Here is a 15,632-nt window from a genome sequence, read left to right as displayed (position 1 = left end):
CGTCCTTGTCGGCGTCGAGGCGCTCGAAGGCTTCGTCGATCATGCCCTCGCCGCCGCCCATCATGGCGCCCATGTGGCCGCCCATCATGCCGCCCATGTGGCCGCCGCCCATCATGCCGCCCATGTGGCCGCCGCCCATCATGGCGCCCATGTGACCGCCGCCCATCATGGCGCCCATGTGACCGCCGCCCATCATGGCGCCCATGTGGCCGCCCATCTTGCCGCCCATGTGGCCGCCGCCCATCATGGCGCCCATGTGGCCGCCGCCCATCATGGCGCCCATATGGCCGCCGCCATTCATGGCGCCCTGCATGTGTTCGCGCATATGCGCCTGCATGTGTTCGCCCATCATCGCGCCCATCATGCCGCCCATCATCGCGCCCATCATGGCGCTCATGTTGGGATCCATCATCGCGCCCATCTGGCCGCCCATCTGGCCCCCCATCTGGCCGCCCATCTGCCCCATGCCCATGCCGCCGCCCATGCCGTCCTTGTCGCCCGCGGGCTTCATGTGGCTGCCGGCGCTCGCCGCGCTCAGACTCAGCGCCACCGCCAGAGCCGCCGTCGCGCCGATGGCGACCCGCGCCGTGGATTTCCCGATGTTCATGCCGTTCTCCATGTCATTGCCGATGCCGCCGACCAGCCGGCGGACGTGGCCTGCGCGCCGGGCTCGCGAAGCGTTCGGCGCGGCCGCCGCTCCTGCCCGACTTGCCAATGACACGGCGCGCCGCCGCCGCTCCGTCGCATTAAATTCACCCGACCGCGCGCAAACCCCGCCCGGCGCCGAAAACCGGGGCGACATGGCGCCGCAAGGCGTTTCTGACCACTGGCGGAATTGTTGCGCGGCCCTAACATACGCCTCCATGATGATGCAAAAACACATGCCCGCCGAGGCGCGGATCCCTGCGCAGCCGGCTGGCGGCGCGGCGCAGACCGGCGGCGGGCCGAAAAGCTCCGGCGAACGATCGCTGCGCACGGCGCTGAAGCGCGGCTGGAAGCGTCGCTGCCCCAATTGCGGCGGCGGGCGGGTCTTCAACGGCTATCTGACCGTGCGCGACGCCTGCATGACCTGCGGCGAGAACCTGAGCCATCACCGGGCCGACGACCTGCCCGCCTGGCTCACGATCATCGTCGTCGGCCATCTGGTGACCCCGGCGATGCTGCTGGTGTTCGACCTCTGGGCGCCGCCGCTCTGGGTGCACTGGACGCTGTGGCCGACCCTGACGCTGGCGCTGAGCCTGCTGCTGCTGCCGCGCTTCAAGGCGATGGTCGTGGCGCTGCAATGGGCCCGGCGCATGGGCGGTTTCGAGGCCCGCGACGGCGCCGTCTGACGCGCCCGCGCCCGGCGCCTCGCCGCGCTGGACAGGCCGCAGCGCCGCCGCCATAGTCCGGGCAGGAGAACCCATCATGCCCGAGACCGCCCCGCGCCCGCGCGGACCCGATGCCGCATCCCCCCTCGAACCCGGCGCCGCGCGCCCGGACGCGGCGCCGCCGCGCGACGCGGCGACGCTGATCCTGGCGCGCCGGGACGGCGGCGGCGCGCCGCGCGTGCTGATGGGGCAGCGCGGGTCGGCGGCAAGCTTCATGCCCTCCAAATACGTGTTCCCCGGCGGCGCGCTCGACGCCGATGACCGCATCGTCACCGGCCCGCCGCTGCATGCGGACTGCGTCGCGCGACTGGAGAAATTCGCCCCGCAGGGGATGGGCCAGGCGCTCAGCCTCGCGGCGATCCGCGAAACCTTCGAGGAAACCGGGCTGATCATCGGCCGCAAGGACGCCTCGGCGCCGGCGCTGGCCCGAAGCGCGCCCGCGGGCTGGCGGGATTTCTTCGCGCGCGGCTTCGTGCCCGCCACCGACGCGCTCAGCTTCGTGTTCCGCGCCATCACCCCGCCTTCGCGCCCCAAGCGCTTCGACGCGCGGTTCTTTCTGGCCGAGGCCAGCCATGTGCAAGGCGATCTCGATGAATTCGGCGGCGCCTCGGGCGAACTCAACCACCTGCGCTGGCTGACCCTGCGCGAGGCCCGCGAGCTGGAGCTGCCGCTGATCACCGAGGTTGTGCTGGCCGAGGTCGAGGAGATCCTCGCCGGCATCAACCCGCCGCCGGCGCGCCCCGTGCCGTTCTTCCACCACGACAGCGAACGATCCTGGTTCGACGCGCTGTGCCGCGCGCCGATCCCGCGGCCGCGTCGCGCCGGGCGACCCGCGACGCGGCCGCGGGATCGGCGCGCATGTCGAATCGCGGGATGGTGGCGGCGATCGCCATGATCTCGATCTCCGGCTTCGCCATGTCCCTGTCCTACCCGCTGTTCGCGCTGCTGCTGGACCGCATGGGGGCGAGCGCCTTCGAGATCGGGCTCAACACCGCGGCGCCGGCGGTGGCGATGCTGGCGGGCGGGCCGCTGCTGCCGGCCTTGCTGCGGCGCATCGGCCTGCCGATGCTGCTGGTGATCTCGGCGCTGACGCTGGCCCTGCCGCTGCTGCTGTTCAAGCCCTTTGCCGACATCTGGGTCTGGACCGGGCTGCGCTTCGTGTTCGGTCTCGGCGCGGTGGGCGCGTTTTTCGGGGCCGAGCTGTGGATCGTCGCCGCCGCGCCGCCCGCGCGACGCGGGCTGCTGATCGGCGTCTACGGGCTGTTCCTGTCCTTCGGATTCCTGGCCGGCCCGCTGGCGCTGCAGATCCTGCCCATCGACGGCTGGGCTCCGTTCCTGCTGGCGGCGGGCGCGTCGGGCTTCGCCATCCTGCCGGTCGTCTGGGCGCGCGACCTGGCCCCAAGGGGGCTTGGCGGCCCGGCGCGCTCGCCGCTCGCCGTGCTGGGGTTCTTTCGCAGCGACCCCACGGTGATCTTCGCCGTGGCGCTGTTCGGCATGATCGAGACCGGCGGCTTCGGGCTGCTGCCGATCTGGGCGCTGAAGGCCGGGATGACGGAAAGCTACGCGCTGTTGCTGGTGGCGCTGATCCCGCTTGGCAATGTGCTGCTGCAGATCCCCGTCGGCGTCGCCGCCGACCGCATGAACCGCATGCGCCTGCTGATCGGCGCCGGGGCCTCCTGCACCGCATTCAGCCTGCTGATCGGCGTGTTCGCCACGCCGGGATGGGCGCTGATCGCGGTGATGACGCTGTTTGGCGGCGTGGTTGTGGCGCTCTACACCGTGTCGCTGAGCGAGCTGGGGCATCGCTACGCGGGCGGCGACCTGTCGCGCAGCGCCGGGGCGGTGATGCTGGCCTACGGCGTCGGGGCGCTGGTGGCGCCGCCGCTGATGGGCTGGGCCATGGACCTGTGGCCGCCGCACGGGATGCTCTGGGTCATGGGGCTGGCCTCGGCGGGCTTCGCGGCGCTGGCGGCGGCCCGCGCGGCGCGGCGCGGCCAGCCTGGAGGGGGTTGCGCGCGCGACAGCGCTTGACTCGCGCCCGCCCCGGTGTATGAAGCCAATTCCGAATTCAACGGGCGACCCTCGCCAGCAAGGGCCGCGATCAACGCCGCGGGATCGCCCGCAAGGAGACCAGAGCCATGGCGAAGCCGACCACCGTCAAGATCCGCCTGAACTCGACCGCCGGGACGGGCCATTTCTACGTGACCAGGAAAAATTCGCGCACCATGACCGACAAGATGGTGGTGAAGAAATACGATCCGGTCATCCGCAAGCATGTCGAGTACAAGGAAGGCAAGATCAAGTAGGGTTTTCGCCCGCCTGATCCGCGCTGAACAAGGGCGGTCCCTCGCGGGGCCGCCCTTTTCCCATCGCCGTCCCGCAAAGGCGTGGCGCAACGCGAAAGGGCCGGAGCTTGCGCTCCGGCCCTTCGCCGTCATGGCGTATCCTGCGTCGCTCAGTTGCGGTTGCCGAGGAACTGCAGCAGGAACATGAACATGTTGAGGAAGTCCAGATACAGCCGCAGCGCGCCCATGATCGCGCCCTTCTTCATGTAGGCCTGACCGTCCGGCCCGGCCTGGGACATGCCCAGATACTGGTTCTTGATGGCCTGCGTGTCATAGGCGGTCAGCCCGGCGAAGATCAGCACGCCGATCGCCGAGATGGCGAATTGCAGCGCCGAGGAGGCGAGGAAGATGTTCACCACCGAGGCCACGATCAGCCCGATCACGCCCATCATCAGGAAGGTCCCCATGGCGCTGAGGTCTTTCTTGGTGGTGTAGCCGTAAAGGCTGAGCCCGCCGAACGCGATGGCGGTCACCAGAAAGGTCTGGGCGATGGAAACGCCGGTGTAGACCGCGAAGATGAACGAGATCGACGCGCCCATCAGAGCCGCGAACACCCAGAACACGAGCTGCGCGGTGGCGGCGCTTATGCGGTTGATGCCGGCGGACATGCCGAACACCACCAGCAGCGGCGCGAACATCACCACGTAGCGCTGCGGGCCGGAAAAGATCGCCTCCAGCAGCGTCGGGGAATTGCCGATCACATAGGCCACGGCGCCGGTGATGACCATCGCCATGCCCATCAGCGAATACACGCGGTTCATGTAGACGCGCAGACCCTGATCGATCTCCGCAGTGCGCGTGCCGGTGCGGCGAACGGTGTTGTAATCCTGCATGAAGATCTCCTTGCTCGGATGTCGGTGCATGTTTCGGAAGGGCCCCCGCTGCCGGAGGCCCCTGTCATGTCCTAATATTGGAATTTTGGCGCGCAGTTACAAGCCGCTTGCGGGCGGCGCGGGCGGATTTCCGGCGCCTCCCGGGGCGGCCCTGCGATTCGGCCTCAGTCCCGCGCCCGAAGAATCCGCGCCGGGCGCACGGCGAGCGGGCGCAGGGCGAAGCCGAGCCCGGCGACCAGGCTCGCCAACGCGCCGCCGAGCACGATCAGCAGCGCCGAGACCGGCTCGAACGCGTAGCGGCTCTCCATGGCCAGGGCCGTCACCGCCCAGCCCGCCAGCCCGCCGGCGGCGATGGCCACGATCCCCGCCGCGGCGCCCAGAATCGCCGCGCGCAGCGCAAAGCTGGCAAGGATGCGCGGTCGCGCCATGCCCAGCGTCTTCAGCACCGCCGCCTCGTAGACCCGGCGCCGCTCGCCCGAGGCGGCGGCGCCGATCAGCACCACGAACCCGGTGAGCAGCGTCGCCGCCGCGCCCCAGCGGGTCGCCGCCGCAAGGTCGTTGAGCGCCGAGGACACCCGTTCGATGGCGTCGCGCACCCGAATCGCGGTGATGTTGGGAAAGGCCCCCGCCAGGTCGCGCAGCAGCGCCCCCTCGACGCGGGGTTCGGCGTAGACGGTGGCGATGTTGGTGTGCGGCGCCCCGGCGATGGCGCCGGGATTGAGCGTCATCAGGAAATTGATGCCCATGTCGCGGAATTCGACGATGCGCAGATTGGCGATGCGCAGGGTGATCTCGCGCCCCAGGATGTTCACCCCGACGCTCGACCCCACGTCGAGCCCCAGCGCCAGCGCCTGTTCCTCCGCGAAGCTGACCAGCGGCTCGCCCTGGTAATCCTCGGGCCACCATTCGCCGCGGGTGATCCGCGTGCCCTTGGGCGGGTCCTGCGAAAACGTCACGCCGCGATCGCCGTGCAGCACCCAGGCCACGCCGGGATCGACCGCGATCTCGCTGACCGGCACGCCGTTCAGTCTGGTGATCACGCCGCGCAGCATCGGCGCGGAGTCGATGCGCCCGACGCCCTCCTGCGCGCGGGCCCGGTCAAGAAAATCGCCGAGCTGGTCTTTCTGGATGTCCACGAAAAAGAAAGCCGGCGCGATGTCAGGCAGTTCCGCCGTGATCACATTGCGCAAATTGTAATCCACCTGCCCCACCGCCGCGAGCACCGACAGCCCCAGCCCCAGCGACAGCACCACGCCGGCGGTCTCGCCCCCCGGTCCGCCGACCGCGCCGAACGCCAGGCGCAGCGCCGGGCGCCCCCGGCAGAACCGCGCCCGCGCCGCCCGCGCCGCCAGCCGGCGCACGCCCGCCGCCGCCAGCCGCAGCACGATCAGCACCCCGGCCACTCCGGCGACGAAGCCCAGCGCCAGTTGCCAGATGCCCGCGAACCACACCGCCGCGCCGATCAGCGCCGCCGTCAAGGCGGCGATGGCGATCAGGTAGGCCGGGCGCGGCCAGACCCGCCCGCCCTCCACCATGTCGCGAAACAGTCCGGCGGCGCGAATCTCGCGCGCCTGCGCCAGCGGCCAGAGCGCGAAGATCAGCGCCGTGAGCACCCCGTAGATCGCCGCCTCGACCAGCGGCGCGGCGTAGACGTCGAACAGCGCGGGCACCGGCAGCCGGTCGGCCAGCAGCGGCCCCAGCAGCGCCGGGACCGCGGCGCCCAGCGCCAGCCCCAGCCCGACGCCCAGCAGGGTCAGCGCGCCGATCTGGATCAGATACACCGCGAAGATGGTGGCCCCGTCGGCGCCCAGCGTCTTCAGCGTGGCGATGGTGGCGGTCTTGCGCTCCATGTAGCTGCGCACCGCCGAGGACACGCCGACGCCGCCCATGGCCAGCGCCGCCAGCCCGGCCAGCACCAGAAACGCGGCGATGCGCTCGACAAAGATCTGCACCCCGGGCGCGCCGTTGCGCCGGTCGCGCCAATGGGCCCCGGAATCGGGGAACGCCGCCTCGAAATCCGCGCGCAGCCCGTCAAGCGAAGCGGTCTCCGGCAGGCGCATCCGGTAGTGGCTTTTATATATGGTGCCCGGCCCCAGCAGCCCGGAACGCGCCAGCGCCGCGTGCATGAGGATGGTGCGCGGGCCAAGGCCGAAGCCGCCCGCCGCCTGGTCCGGCTCGGTCAGGATCGCGGCGCGCAGCTGGTAATCGGCAACGCCAAGCCGCACCCTGTCGCCGATCGTCAGCCCCATGCGGTCGATCAGCGTCGGGTGCATGACCAGCCCCCAGACCCCGTCGCGCAGGCCCAGCGCGGTTTCGGGCGCCATGCCGTCCGTCAGTTCCAGCGCGCCGTAAAGCGGATAGGCCGCGTCGACGCCCTTCACCTGCGTCAGCGCCCGGTCCATGTCGCCGGTCGCGTCGGGATCGACCGCCATGGAGCGGAACTTGACGATGCCCGACACCGATTCGGCGCGCTCATCCATCCAGCGCCGCTCGGCCGCGGTGGCGGTGCGGTAGGTGAAGCTGATCTCGGCGTCGCCGCCGAGGATGGCGCGGCCCTCGCGCGACAGGCCCTCGAAAATCGCCATGCGCACCGATCCGACGGCGGCGATCGCCGCGACCCCGAGCGCCAGGCAGGCGAGGAACACCCCGAAGCCGCGCAATCCGCCGCGCAATTCGCGCCGGGCGATGGCGGCGGCGGCCCGCAGGTTCATTCCGCCGCCTCGCCGGGGGCCGCCGCGGCGCCCGCGCGCCCGTCATCGACGATTCGCCCGTCCTGCACATGGGCGACCCGGTCGCAGCGCGCCGCCAGTTCTACGGCGTGGGTGACCAGCACCAGCGTCGCGCCGTGGCGGTCGCGCAGCCCGAACAGCAGGTCGATGATCGCCTCGCCGGTGACCCCGTCGAGATTGCCCGTGGGCTCGTCGGCCAGCAGGATGCGCGGGCGCGGCGCGGCGGCGCGGGCCAGCGCCACGCGCTGCTGCTCGCCCCCCGACAGCTGCGCCGGGTAATGGTCGAGCCGCGCCCCCAGCCCCATGTCGCGCAGGCTGTCGGCGGCGCGCGCGAAGGCGTCGCGATCCCCGGCGAGCTCAAGCGGGGTTGCCACGTTCTCCAGCGCGGTCATGGTGGGAATCAGGTGGAAGGACTGGAACACGATGCCCATATGATCGCGACGGAAGCGGGCGAGCGCGTCCTCGTCCATGGCGCTCAGATCGTGGCCCAGCGCGCGCACGCCGCCGCTGGTGGCGCGCTCCAGCCCGCCCATGAGCATGAGGAGAGACGACTTGCCCGATCCCGACGGCCCCACGACGCCCAGCGTCTCGCCCTGCGCCACGCTCAGATCGACGCCGCGCAGGATCTCCACCTTCCCGGCGTTGGAGGACAGGGCCAGCGTCGCCCCGCTCAGCTCCAGCGCCGGTTCGTCAGGGGGATTGCTCATGAAACGCATTCTCCGGAAAATCGCGCCGCCGCGGACGCGCGACGCCAGAATTGCATATGGGCGCCGCCGCGTCGCGGGCAAGCTTGCGATCGCGCTGCTGCTGATCGGGGGTGTTACGGCGGCGCCGCGGATCTCCGTCGCGCAAACCGCCGCGACCGGCAAGCCCGTCACCATCGCCGCGCTGGGCGATTCGCTGACCCATGGCTACGGGCTGCGCCCCGAACAGGCGTTTCCCATGAAGCTCGAAGCCTGGCTGAACGATCGCGGCGCCGATGCGCGGGTGCTGAACGCGGGCGTGTCCGGGGACACCACGGCGGGTGGGCGGGCGCGGCTTGACTGGACGCTGAGCGACGGCGTGGACGCGGTGATCGTGGAACTGGGCGCCAATGACCTGCTGCGCGGCATCGACCCGGCGTCGAGCCGCGCCAACCTTGCGGCGATCCTCGCGGCGCTGCAGGCGCGCGGCGTGCCGGCGTTGCTGGTGGGGATCCCGGCGCCGGGAAATTTCGGGCCGGACTACAAACGCGCCTTTGACGGCATGTTCGCCGAACTGGCGGCGCAATACGACGCGCTGCTGTATGAAAACTTCATGGCCGGGCTTGGCGCCGGGGGCGATCTGTCCGCGGCGCAGGGGCTGATGCAGGCCGACGGCATCCACCCCAACGCCGATGGCGTGACCCGGATCGTCGCCCATATGGGCCCGGTGGTGGAAACGCTGGTCGCCCGTGCCCGCGACGGCGGCTAGCCGCTGACGCGATCGCCGCAGGGACAAGAACATGATCCGCGCCTTTGTCGCCATCCGCCCGCCCCCCGCCGCCTGCGAACGGCTCGACGCGCTGGGCGCGGCGCTGCCGGAGGGTCGCCCGACAGACTCCGAAAACCTGCATCTGACGCTGGCGTTTCTCGGCGATTGCAGCCGCGCGCAGCTTGAGGACCTGGCGCTGGAACTGGACGCGCGGCCCATGCCCGGCTTTGATCTCGACATCGACGGCGTGGGCGTGTTCGGCGCCGCGCGCCCGCGTTCGGCCCATGCGCGAATCGAGACCTCGCCACGGCTCTCCGCCCTGCATCGCGCGGTGCGCGGGGCCGCGCATGTGGCCGGGATTGCGCTGCCGGCGCGGAAATTCGCGCCGCATGTGACCCTGGCGCGGTTTTCGGGCGCGGCCCCGGCGGGCGAAGGGCTGGCGCGCTGGATCGCCGACAACGCCGGGCTGCGCTGGGGGCCGTTCGCGGCGCGCAGCTATGCGCTGCTGCGCTCGGATCTCACCGCGCGCGGCCCGATCTATTCGGAGATGCTGAGATTCGACCTGACCGCCCCGGCGGCGGATTCGGATTTTCGCGGCGTCGGGGGGCGAAGAGATGCGCGGGGCGCCGGGGGAACCTGAATGCCCCGCGCCCCGCGCGCGTGTTCAGCCGATCGGCGCCCGATCGGCTCAGTGGCCGTAGAGCGCGCGCAGATCCGCACGCAGCCGCGCCTGCGCCATGCGCAGCCGCACCAGCCAGTGTTCCGCGCGCCGCGTTCGCGCGACCCGCGCCCAGAATTCGGTTCGTCCGTTCATGCGCCAACCCCCGGGTTGCACCTGCCGCGACGAGAATCGCGACCTCTCGATGCGTCAATATTCGCGTAAAAGTTGTGAACGAGCCATGACACGCAAAACAATTCTTGGTGCGCGCGTCATGAGCGACGCCTGACCAGGGGCGGCCGGGACGTTCTCGGGTATGGGCGACCGGGTCGGGCGCGGGGCTCAGTTGAGCCCGGCGCGGATGCGGTTCGCGGGGGCGTCCCAGAACAGCCGCCCGGCCTCCTGCGCCGCGCGCTCGGCGGGCAGGCCGATATCCCTGAGCCGCGCATCGTCGAGCCGGGCCAGCGCCCGGCGCTCCCGCGCCAGGTCGCGCCACAGGCGCAGGCGCTTGACGATGCCCGAGAGCGAAAACGCGGCGCCGCGCGCCTGGTGGAATTCCGCAGTCCTGATCATGGCATCCTCCATTCAATCTGCGTGATGCGAAATCTTGGCGCATCACTGATGTTGATTTATATGGGCTGGGCATGGTAATTTGTGAAACGAATGCTTTTGACAGAATGCATCAAGGATCGTGATATGGCTCGGAATCTCGACATCACCACCCTGCGCAGCTTCGCCATGGTGGCGGAGACCGGCGGCGTGACCCGCGCCGCCACGCGCCTGCATCTCACGCAATCGGCGGTGTCCATGCAGCTCAAGCGGCTGGAGGAAAGCTTCGGCCAGGCGCTGATCGACCGCAGCGGGCGCGGGGTCGGGCTCACCGGTCAGGGCGAATTGCTGCTGAGCTACGCCAAGCGCATGATCTCGCTCAATGACGAGGCCTGGGGGCGGCTCACCGGGCAGGCCTTCGAGGGCGAGGTGGTGCTCGGCGTGCCCAGCGACATCGTCTATCCCAACATTCCCGCGGCGCTGCAGCGCATCGCCCGCGATTATCCGCGGGTGAAGGTGACGCTGGTGTCCTCCTACACCCGCGACCTGAAGGCGTTGTTCGCGCAAGGCAAGGCCGACATCATCCTCACCACCGAACAGGCCTGCGGCGAGGGCGGCGAGACCCTGCTGAGCCCGCGTCTGATCTGGGTCGGGGCCCCCGGCGGGCAGGCCTGGCGCCAGCGCCCCCTGCGGCTGGCCTTCGAGACCAACTGCATCTTCCGCAAGACCACGCAGCAGGCGCTGAACGATTTCGGCGTCGACTGGGAGATGCTGGTGACCTCGGACAGCGCCCGCACCGTCGAGGCCACGGTGTCCGCCGATCTGGCGATCCACACCGCGCTCGACACCAACGTGCCGCCCTATTTCGAGCCGATCCGCCATTGCGGCGCCCTGCCCGACCTGCCCGAGACCCGGATCAACATCTACGTGGCCGGCGACGGCAACCCCATGGTCAAACGCATCGCCAGGCTGGTGCGCGACGGATTCGCGCTGTCCGAACCGTCGATGGCGGCGCAGTGAAGGCGGCGCGGCGATGCATGCAAGCAAGGATCGTCGGGCCGAGATCGAGGCCCATTTCGCCACGCAAGCCAAAGCCTGCGCGGCGCTGGGCTCGCCGTTCACCGCGCTGATGTGCCGGGCGTTTCCGGCGGCGTTGCCCGACGGAACCAGGTTCGCGGCGAAGGTGCGCGACTGGCCCGGCGCGGCGACGCCGGACGCGTTGGCGCTCCGGGTCTGCGGGGCGCTGCACGCGCTGGCGCGCTCCGGGCGGGCGGCGGAGCTGCGCGCCGCCTACCCGCCGCAATCGCGGGGCGATCCGGTCGCCGCCGCCGTCGCGGCGATCCGCGCCCATGACGACTGGCTGCTGGGCTGGCTCGACAGCGCGCCCCAAACCAACGAGGCGGCGCGCTCGGCGGTGCTGCTGGGCGCGGCGCTGCATCTGGCCGCGCGGGTGAACATGCCGCTCGAAACCCTTGAGATCGGCGCCTCGGCCGGGCTGAACATGGGGTTTGACCGCTATCGCTATGATCTGGGCGAGGGCCGGGGCTGGGGCGATTCGGCCTCGCCGGTCAGCATCCAAAGCGATTGGCGCGGCGCGATCCCGCCGCTGGACGCGCCGCTGACGATCGCCGCGCGCGCCGGCGTCGACCTGCGCCCGGCGGACCCCGGCGACGCGGCGGCGCGGGCGCGGATGCTCGCCTATGTCTGGCCCGATCAGGCGGCGCGGCTGGCGCGCGCCGAGGCGGCGCTGGACCTGGCCGCCGCCGCGCCGTGGCGGGTCGAACCCGGCGACGCCGCCGACTGGCTGGAGGCCCGGCTCGCGGCGCCCCGCACCCCGGGGCGGGCGCGGGCGCTGCTGCACAGCATCGTCTGGCAATACCTGCCCGACGCCGGGCAGGCGCGGATTTCCGCCGCCATGGCCCGCGCCGGCGCCGCCGCGACCCCCGCGACCCCGCTGGCCTGGCTGCGCATGGAATTCGACGGCCGTCAGGATTCGGCTGCCGCGACGCTGCAGATCTGGCCCGGACCCGCAGGCGGCGGCGCGCCGCCGACGCTGGCGCTGGGGCGCGTCGATTTCCACGGCCGCTGGGCCGACTGGTCGGCGGTCGGCTGAAACCGCGCATCCGGCGCGCGTCGCGCACACACAGGGCGGCGGCAATCGGCGCACATGCCGCCGCACCCCCTTGCCGCGGCGCAACAATTCGGCCATGTAACGGCCAAATCCCTATCATCCCGCCCCGTCTGCGCGCGATCCGCGCCACGGGGCGCTCTGTTTCGAGGCCATTCATGGATATCCGCAACATCGCCATCATCGCCCATGTCGATCATGGCAAGACCACGCTGGTGGACGAACTGCTCAAGCAGTCCGGGCTTTATCGCGACAATCAGGCCACCACCGAACGGGCCATGGATTCCAACGACCTGGAGCGCGAGCGCGGCATCACCATCCTCGCCAAATGCACCTCGGTCGAATGGAACGGCACGCGCATCAACATCGTCGACACGCCCGGCCACGCCGATTTCGGCGGCGAGGTGGAGCGCATTCTCGGCATGGTCGACGGCGTGGTGCTGCTGGTGGACGCCGCCGAGGGGCCCATGCCCCAGACCAAGTTCGTGACCCAGAAGGCGCTGGCGCTGGGGCTGCGTCCCATCGTGGTGCTCAACAAGGTGGACAAGCCGGAATCCGATCCCGACAACGCGCTCGACCTGGTGTTCGACCTGTTCAGCGCGCTCGACGCCGATGACGACCAGCTGGATTTCCCGGTGCTTTACGCCTCGGGGCGCAACGGCTGGGCGGATGATTCGCTGGACGGGCCGCGCAAGACCCTCGACGCGCTGTTCGAGCTGATCATCCGCCATATCCCGGCGCCCGCGCAGATCGCCCATGGCGACGAGCCCTTCGCCATGCTCGCCACCACGCTCGAGGCCGACCCGTTTCTGGGGCGCATCCTCACCGGGCGGGTGGAAAGCGGCGCCGTCGCGCCGGGCGCGCATCTCAAGGCGCTGACCCGCGACGGGACCGAGATCGAACGCTTTCGCGTGTCCAAGATCCTGGCCTTTCGCGGGCTGTCGCGGATGCCGATCGAACGCGCCGAGGCCGGCGACATCGTGGCCCTGGCCGGGATGACCAAATCCACGGTCGCCGACACCATCTGCACGGTGGAAAACCAGACCCCGCTGCCGGCGCAGCCCATCGACCCGCCGACCATCTCGGTCACCTTCGGCATCAATGACAGCCCGCTGGCCGGGCGCGACGGCGCCAAGGTGCAGTCGCGGGTGATCCGCGAACGGCTGATGAAGGAGGCCGAGCGCAACGTCGCCATCCGCATTTCCGACACCGCCGACCGCGACGCCTTCGAGGTCGCCGGGCGCGGCGAATTGCAGATGGGGGTGCTGATCGAGACCATGCGCCGCGAGGGATTCGAGCTGTCGGTGTCCCGCCCCCGGGTGCTGTTCCGCGAGGAAAACGGCGTGACGCTGGAGCCCGTCGAGGAGGTCACCGTCGACGTTGACGATGAATTCACCGGCGCGGTGGTGGAAAAGCTTTCGCTGCGCAAGGCCGAGATGACCGAGATGCGCCCCTCCAGCGGCGGCAAGACCCGAATCGTGTTCCTCGCGCCGTCGCGTGGGTTGATCGGCTACCATGGCGAATTCCTCACCGACACGCGCGGAACGGGTGTGCTGAACCGGGTGTTTCACTCCTGGTCGCCGCACAAGGGCTCGATCCCGGGGCGGCGCAACGGGGTGATGTTTTCCATCGCGCAGGGGCGCAGCGTGCCCTTCGCGCTGTTCAACCTCGAACCCCGCGGCAAGCTCTATATCGGCGCCGGCGAGGACATCTACGAGGGCATGATCATCGGCGAGCACGCCAAGGGCAGCGACCTTGGCGTCAATCCGCTGAAGGGCAAGAAGCTGTCCAACGTCCGCGCCTCGGGCAAGGACGAGGCGGTGGTGCTGACCACGCCGGTGCGCTTCACGCTGGAACAGGCGATCGCCTACGTGGAGAATGACGAACTGGTGGAGGTCACCCCGAACGCGATCCGGCTGCGCAAGCGCCATCTCGACCCCCACGAGCGTAAGCGCAACGCAAAAACCGAAAAGCTTCACGCCTGATTCCGTTGCAAAATGCATTGCAAAATGCAAACTAAACTGTAGATTGCACAGCGCAACCGCATTTCGCCACGAGCACGCGCGATCCAGGCAGACCCTGCATTGCTTCCGATTGCGCCCAGACAGGGGAATCCAGCCATTGTCAGCGCCCGCAAAGGATGAAACGAAAGTTGGCCCGCTTCTTGCTTGGCATATTGCACCACAGTTATGCAGTCGTTTCAGGGAGCATCGTGAATGAAACATCCGGTTGACGTGCATGTCGGGAAGCGAGTCCGTCACCGCCGTTGGATGGTGGGCATGACCCAGCAGCAGCTTGGCGAAAAGGTTGGAATCAAGTTCCAGCAGATCCAGAAATACGAGACCGGCATGAACCGCGTCAGCGCGTCGCGTCTCTGGGACATCGGGCATGCGCTCGACGTGCCGGTGAGCTTTTTCTTCGAAGGGCTCGGCGATGACGCGATGGGCGATTCCGGCGCCAACGACGCGCCCAAGCAGCGCGGCGACCTGCTCGCCGACAAGGAGGCGCTGGAGCTGGTGCGCTCCTACTACGCCATTCCGGAAGCCCAGCGCCGCCGCCTGTTCGACCTGGCGCGGGTGCTGAGCGACGCCGCCTGAAACCGCGTCCCCGACTTGGCGCGACAACCCGCCGGCGCCCCTCGGGCGCCGGCGCGAAAGACTGTCCGAATGACCAGATCAGCCCGCCGCGCCGATGACGGCCCGGCGCAGACCCGCCCCGCATGACCGGCGATCGCAGGGATCAGAACCGCGCCGCGATTTCGGCGCCGGGTTCGGACCTTGAACTGACCCATGCCCTGGCCGATGCTGCGCGCGCCCCGTGCCTGCGCCATTTCCGCAGCGCCGGGCTCCAAACCTCCAACAAGGCCGCGAGCGGCGCATACGACCCGGTGACCGCCGCCGATCGCGAGGCCGAGACCGCCATGCGCGCCCTGATCGCCGCGCATCGCCCGAAAGACGGCGTGCAGGGCGAGGAGCACGGGCGCATGGAGGGCGAATCCGGGCGATTCTGGGTGCTGGACCCGGTGGACGGCACCCGCGCCTTCGTGTTCGGGGCGCCCACATGGGGGGTGCTGATCGCGCTCAATGACGGGGCGCGCCCGGTGCTGGGCATGATGGACCAGCCGTTTGTCGGCGAACGCTTCTGGGGCGACGGCAAGACCGCCTGGCGCATGTCGACGCGCGCCGGCGACGACCGCCACCCGGCGCCGATCCATGCCAGCGCGGTCACGGCGCTTGGCGCGGCGCGGCTCTGCAGCACGTTCCCCGAGGTGGGCTCGCCCGAAGAACGCCTGCGATTCGAGCGGGTGCGCGACCGGGTGCGCCTGACCCGCTACGGGCTCGACTGCTCGGCCTATGCGCTGCTCGCCGCCGGACATGTGGATCTGGTGATCGAGGCCGGGCTGCAACCCCATGACATTCAGGCGCTGATTCCGCTGGTGCAGGGCGCCGGGGGGCGTCTCACGACCTGGGACGGCGGCGACGCGCAGCACGGCGGACGGGCGATCGCCGCGGCGACGCCGGAATTGCACGCGGCGGCGATGGCGCTGCTCGCCGATTGAACCCGCCCA

The 15,632-nt window shown here is 70.3% G+C and carries 17 protein-coding genes; 11 read left to right on the top strand and 6 right to left on the bottom strand.

The features are described 5' to 3' along the window. Window positions 1–607 (bottom strand): hypothetical protein (locus AC1HC7_RS19000; RefSeq protein ID WP_479499318.1); only part of this gene is annotated, 607 nt, incomplete at its 3' end. A 256-nt stretch (window positions 608–863) separates the two neighbouring features. Here AC1HC7_RS19000 and AC1HC7_RS18995 point away from each other — a divergent pair. The 4 genes from AC1HC7_RS18995 (at window position 864) to rpmG (ending at window position 3,676) form a co-directional block, all read left to right on the top strand. Next, window positions 864–1,331 (top strand): DUF983 domain-containing protein, encoded by a 468-nt coding sequence (locus AC1HC7_RS18995; RefSeq protein ID WP_479497809.1) that lies wholly within the window; start codon window positions 864–866, stop codon window positions 1,329–1,331. A gap of 76 nt (window positions 1,332–1,407) precedes the next feature. Then, complete coding sequence (locus AC1HC7_RS18990) at window positions 1,408–2,265, top strand: NUDIX hydrolase (protein ID WP_479499317.1); 858 nt, start codon at window positions 1,408–1,410, stop codon at window positions 2,263–2,265. Continuing rightward, on the top strand, window positions 2,229–3,401 hold the full coding sequence (locus AC1HC7_RS18985; protein WP_479499316.1) for an MFS transporter: 1,173 nt from the start codon (window positions 2,229–2,231) through the stop codon (window positions 3,399–3,401). The genes AC1HC7_RS18990 and AC1HC7_RS18985 overlap by 37 nt, the downstream gene beginning before the upstream one ends. A gap of 107 nt (window positions 3,402–3,508) precedes the next feature. Beyond that, window positions 3,509–3,676, top strand: a complete 168-nt coding sequence (gene rpmG / locus AC1HC7_RS18980; protein ID WP_479497812.1) for a 50S ribosomal protein L33 — start codon at window positions 3,509–3,511, stop codon at window positions 3,674–3,676. A 149-nt stretch (window positions 3,677–3,825) separates the two neighbouring features. Here the strand turns inward: rpmG and AC1HC7_RS18975 are convergent, their stop codons facing one another. From AC1HC7_RS18975 to AC1HC7_RS18965, 3 genes are all read right to left on the bottom strand, one after another. Next, the gene (locus tag AC1HC7_RS18975) at window positions 3,826–4,548 is read right to left on the bottom strand and encodes a Bax inhibitor-1/YccA family protein (RefSeq protein WP_479497813.1); all 723 of its coding nucleotides are present in this window, start codon (window positions 4,546–4,548) and stop codon (window positions 3,826–3,828) included. Window positions 4,549–4,712: 164 nt separating this feature from the next. Continuing rightward, entirely contained in the window at window positions 4,713–7,259 is a 2,547-nt protein-coding gene (locus tag AC1HC7_RS18970; RefSeq protein ID WP_479497814.1) for an ABC transporter permease, read from the bottom strand. Next, window positions 7,256–7,984, bottom strand: coding sequence for an ABC transporter ATP-binding protein (locus AC1HC7_RS18965; RefSeq protein WP_479497815.1), 729 nt, complete (start codon window positions 7,982–7,984; stop codon window positions 7,256–7,258). Before AC1HC7_RS18965 ends, AC1HC7_RS18970 begins: the two co-directional genes overlap by 4 nt. On the opposite strand from AC1HC7_RS18965, the gene AC1HC7_RS18960 reads away from it, so the two are divergent. Together AC1HC7_RS18960 and thpR are read left to right on the top strand one after the other, a co-directional pair. Then, a complete protein-coding gene (locus tag AC1HC7_RS18960) occupies window positions 7,983–8,729 on the top strand; it encodes an arylesterase (RefSeq protein WP_479497816.1) in 747 nt (248 codons plus the stop codon). The two genes, AC1HC7_RS18965 and AC1HC7_RS18960, sit on opposite strands and share 2 nt — an antisense overlap. A gap of 31 nt (window positions 8,730–8,760) precedes the next feature. Then, window positions 8,761–9,369, top strand: a complete 609-nt coding sequence (thpR, locus tag AC1HC7_RS18955; RefSeq protein ID WP_479497817.1) for an RNA 2',3'-cyclic phosphodiesterase — start codon at window positions 8,761–8,763, stop codon at window positions 9,367–9,369. 48 nt (window positions 9,370–9,417) lie between these two features. Here the strand turns inward: thpR and AC1HC7_RS18950 are convergent, their stop codons facing one another. Continuing rightward, window positions 9,418–9,543, bottom strand: a complete 126-nt coding sequence (locus tag AC1HC7_RS18950; RefSeq protein WP_479497818.1) for a hypothetical protein — start codon at window positions 9,541–9,543, stop codon at window positions 9,418–9,420. A gap of 186 nt (window positions 9,544–9,729) precedes the next feature. Next, window positions 9,730–9,960 carry a DUF1127 domain-containing protein gene (locus tag AC1HC7_RS18945; protein WP_479497819.1) on the bottom strand — a complete coding sequence of 77 codons (231 nt, stop codon included), beginning with the start codon at window positions 9,958–9,960 and terminating at the stop codon, window positions 9,730–9,732. A 123-nt stretch (window positions 9,961–10,083) separates the two neighbouring features. Between AC1HC7_RS18945 and AC1HC7_RS18940 the strand changes: the two genes are divergently transcribed. The 5 genes from AC1HC7_RS18940 (at window position 10,084) to hisN (ending at window position 15,623) form a co-directional block, all read left to right on the top strand. Next, window positions 10,084–10,956, top strand: coding sequence for a LysR family transcriptional regulator (locus AC1HC7_RS18940; protein ID WP_479497820.1), 873 nt, complete (start codon window positions 10,084–10,086; stop codon window positions 10,954–10,956). 13 nt (window positions 10,957–10,969) lie between these two features. Continuing rightward, window positions 10,970–12,049, top strand: coding sequence for a DUF2332 domain-containing protein (locus AC1HC7_RS18935; RefSeq protein ID WP_479497821.1), 1,080 nt, complete (start codon window positions 10,970–10,972; stop codon window positions 12,047–12,049). 173 nt (window positions 12,050–12,222) lie between these two features. Further along, a complete protein-coding gene (gene typA / locus AC1HC7_RS18930; protein WP_479497822.1) occupies window positions 12,223–14,049 on the top strand; it encodes a translational GTPase TypA in 1,827 nt (608 codons plus the stop codon). A gap of 231 nt (window positions 14,050–14,280) precedes the next feature. Next, entirely contained in the window at window positions 14,281–14,661 is a 381-nt protein-coding gene (locus AC1HC7_RS18925; protein ID WP_479497823.1) for a helix-turn-helix domain-containing protein, read from the top strand. 122 nt (window positions 14,662–14,783) lie between these two features. Further along, entirely contained in the window at window positions 14,784–15,623 is an 840-nt protein-coding gene (hisN, locus tag AC1HC7_RS18920) for a histidinol-phosphatase (RefSeq protein ID WP_479499315.1), read from the top strand. Window positions 15,624–15,632 lie beyond the last annotated feature (9 nt).

The organism is Oceanicella sp. (genome assembly GCF_056449545.1).
The sequence above is the reverse complement of the archived record's forward strand: the minus strand, read 5'-3'. Positions and strand labels throughout refer to the sequence as shown.

Excerpts from the sequence above, each read along its gene's own strand:
- AC1HC7_RS18995 (WP_479497809.1), top strand. The coding sequence starts at position 864 with ATGATGATGCAAAAACACATGCCCGCCGAGGCGCGGATCCCTGCGCAG.
- AC1HC7_RS18990 (WP_479499317.1), top strand. The coding sequence starts at position 1,408 with ATGCCCGAGACCGCCCCGCGCCCGCGCGGACCCGATGCCGCATCCCCC.
- AC1HC7_RS18985 (WP_479499316.1), top strand. The coding sequence starts at position 2,229 with ATGTCGAATCGCGGGATGGTGGCGGCGATCGCCATGATCTCGATCTCC.
- rpmG (WP_479497812.1), top strand. The coding sequence starts at position 3,509 with ATGGCGAAGCCGACCACCGTCAAGATCCGCCTGAACTCGACCGCCGGG.
- AC1HC7_RS18975 (WP_479497813.1), bottom strand. The coding sequence starts at position 4,548 with ATGCAGGATTACAACACCGTTCGCCGCACCGGCACGCGCACTGCGGAG.
- AC1HC7_RS18970 (WP_479497814.1), bottom strand. The coding sequence starts at position 7,259 with ATGAACCTGCGGGCCGCCGCCGCCATCGCCCGGCGCGAATTGCGCGGC.
- AC1HC7_RS18960 (WP_479497816.1), top strand. The coding sequence starts at position 7,983 with ATGAAACGCATTCTCCGGAAAATCGCGCCGCCGCGGACGCGCGACGCC.
- AC1HC7_RS18965 (WP_479497815.1), bottom strand. The coding sequence starts at position 7,984 with ATGAGCAATCCCCCTGACGAACCGGCGCTGGAGCTGAGCGGGGCGACG.
- thpR (WP_479497817.1), top strand. The coding sequence starts at position 8,761 with ATGATCCGCGCCTTTGTCGCCATCCGCCCGCCCCCCGCCGCCTGCGAA.
- AC1HC7_RS18950 (WP_479497818.1), bottom strand. The coding sequence starts at position 9,543 with ATGAACGGACGAACCGAATTCTGGGCGCGGGTCGCGCGAACGCGGCGC.
- AC1HC7_RS18945 (WP_479497819.1), bottom strand. The coding sequence starts at position 9,960 with ATGATCAGGACTGCGGAATTCCACCAGGCGCGCGGCGCCGCGTTTTCG.
- AC1HC7_RS18940 (WP_479497820.1), top strand. The coding sequence starts at position 10,084 with ATGGCTCGGAATCTCGACATCACCACCCTGCGCAGCTTCGCCATGGTG.
- AC1HC7_RS18935 (WP_479497821.1), top strand. The coding sequence starts at position 10,970 with ATGCATGCAAGCAAGGATCGTCGGGCCGAGATCGAGGCCCATTTCGCC.
- typA (WP_479497822.1), top strand. The coding sequence starts at position 12,223 with ATGGATATCCGCAACATCGCCATCATCGCCCATGTCGATCATGGCAAG.
- AC1HC7_RS18925 (WP_479497823.1), top strand. The coding sequence starts at position 14,281 with ATGAAACATCCGGTTGACGTGCATGTCGGGAAGCGAGTCCGTCACCGC.
- hisN (WP_479499315.1), top strand. The coding sequence starts at position 14,784 with ATGACCGGCGATCGCAGGGATCAGAACCGCGCCGCGATTTCGGCGCCG.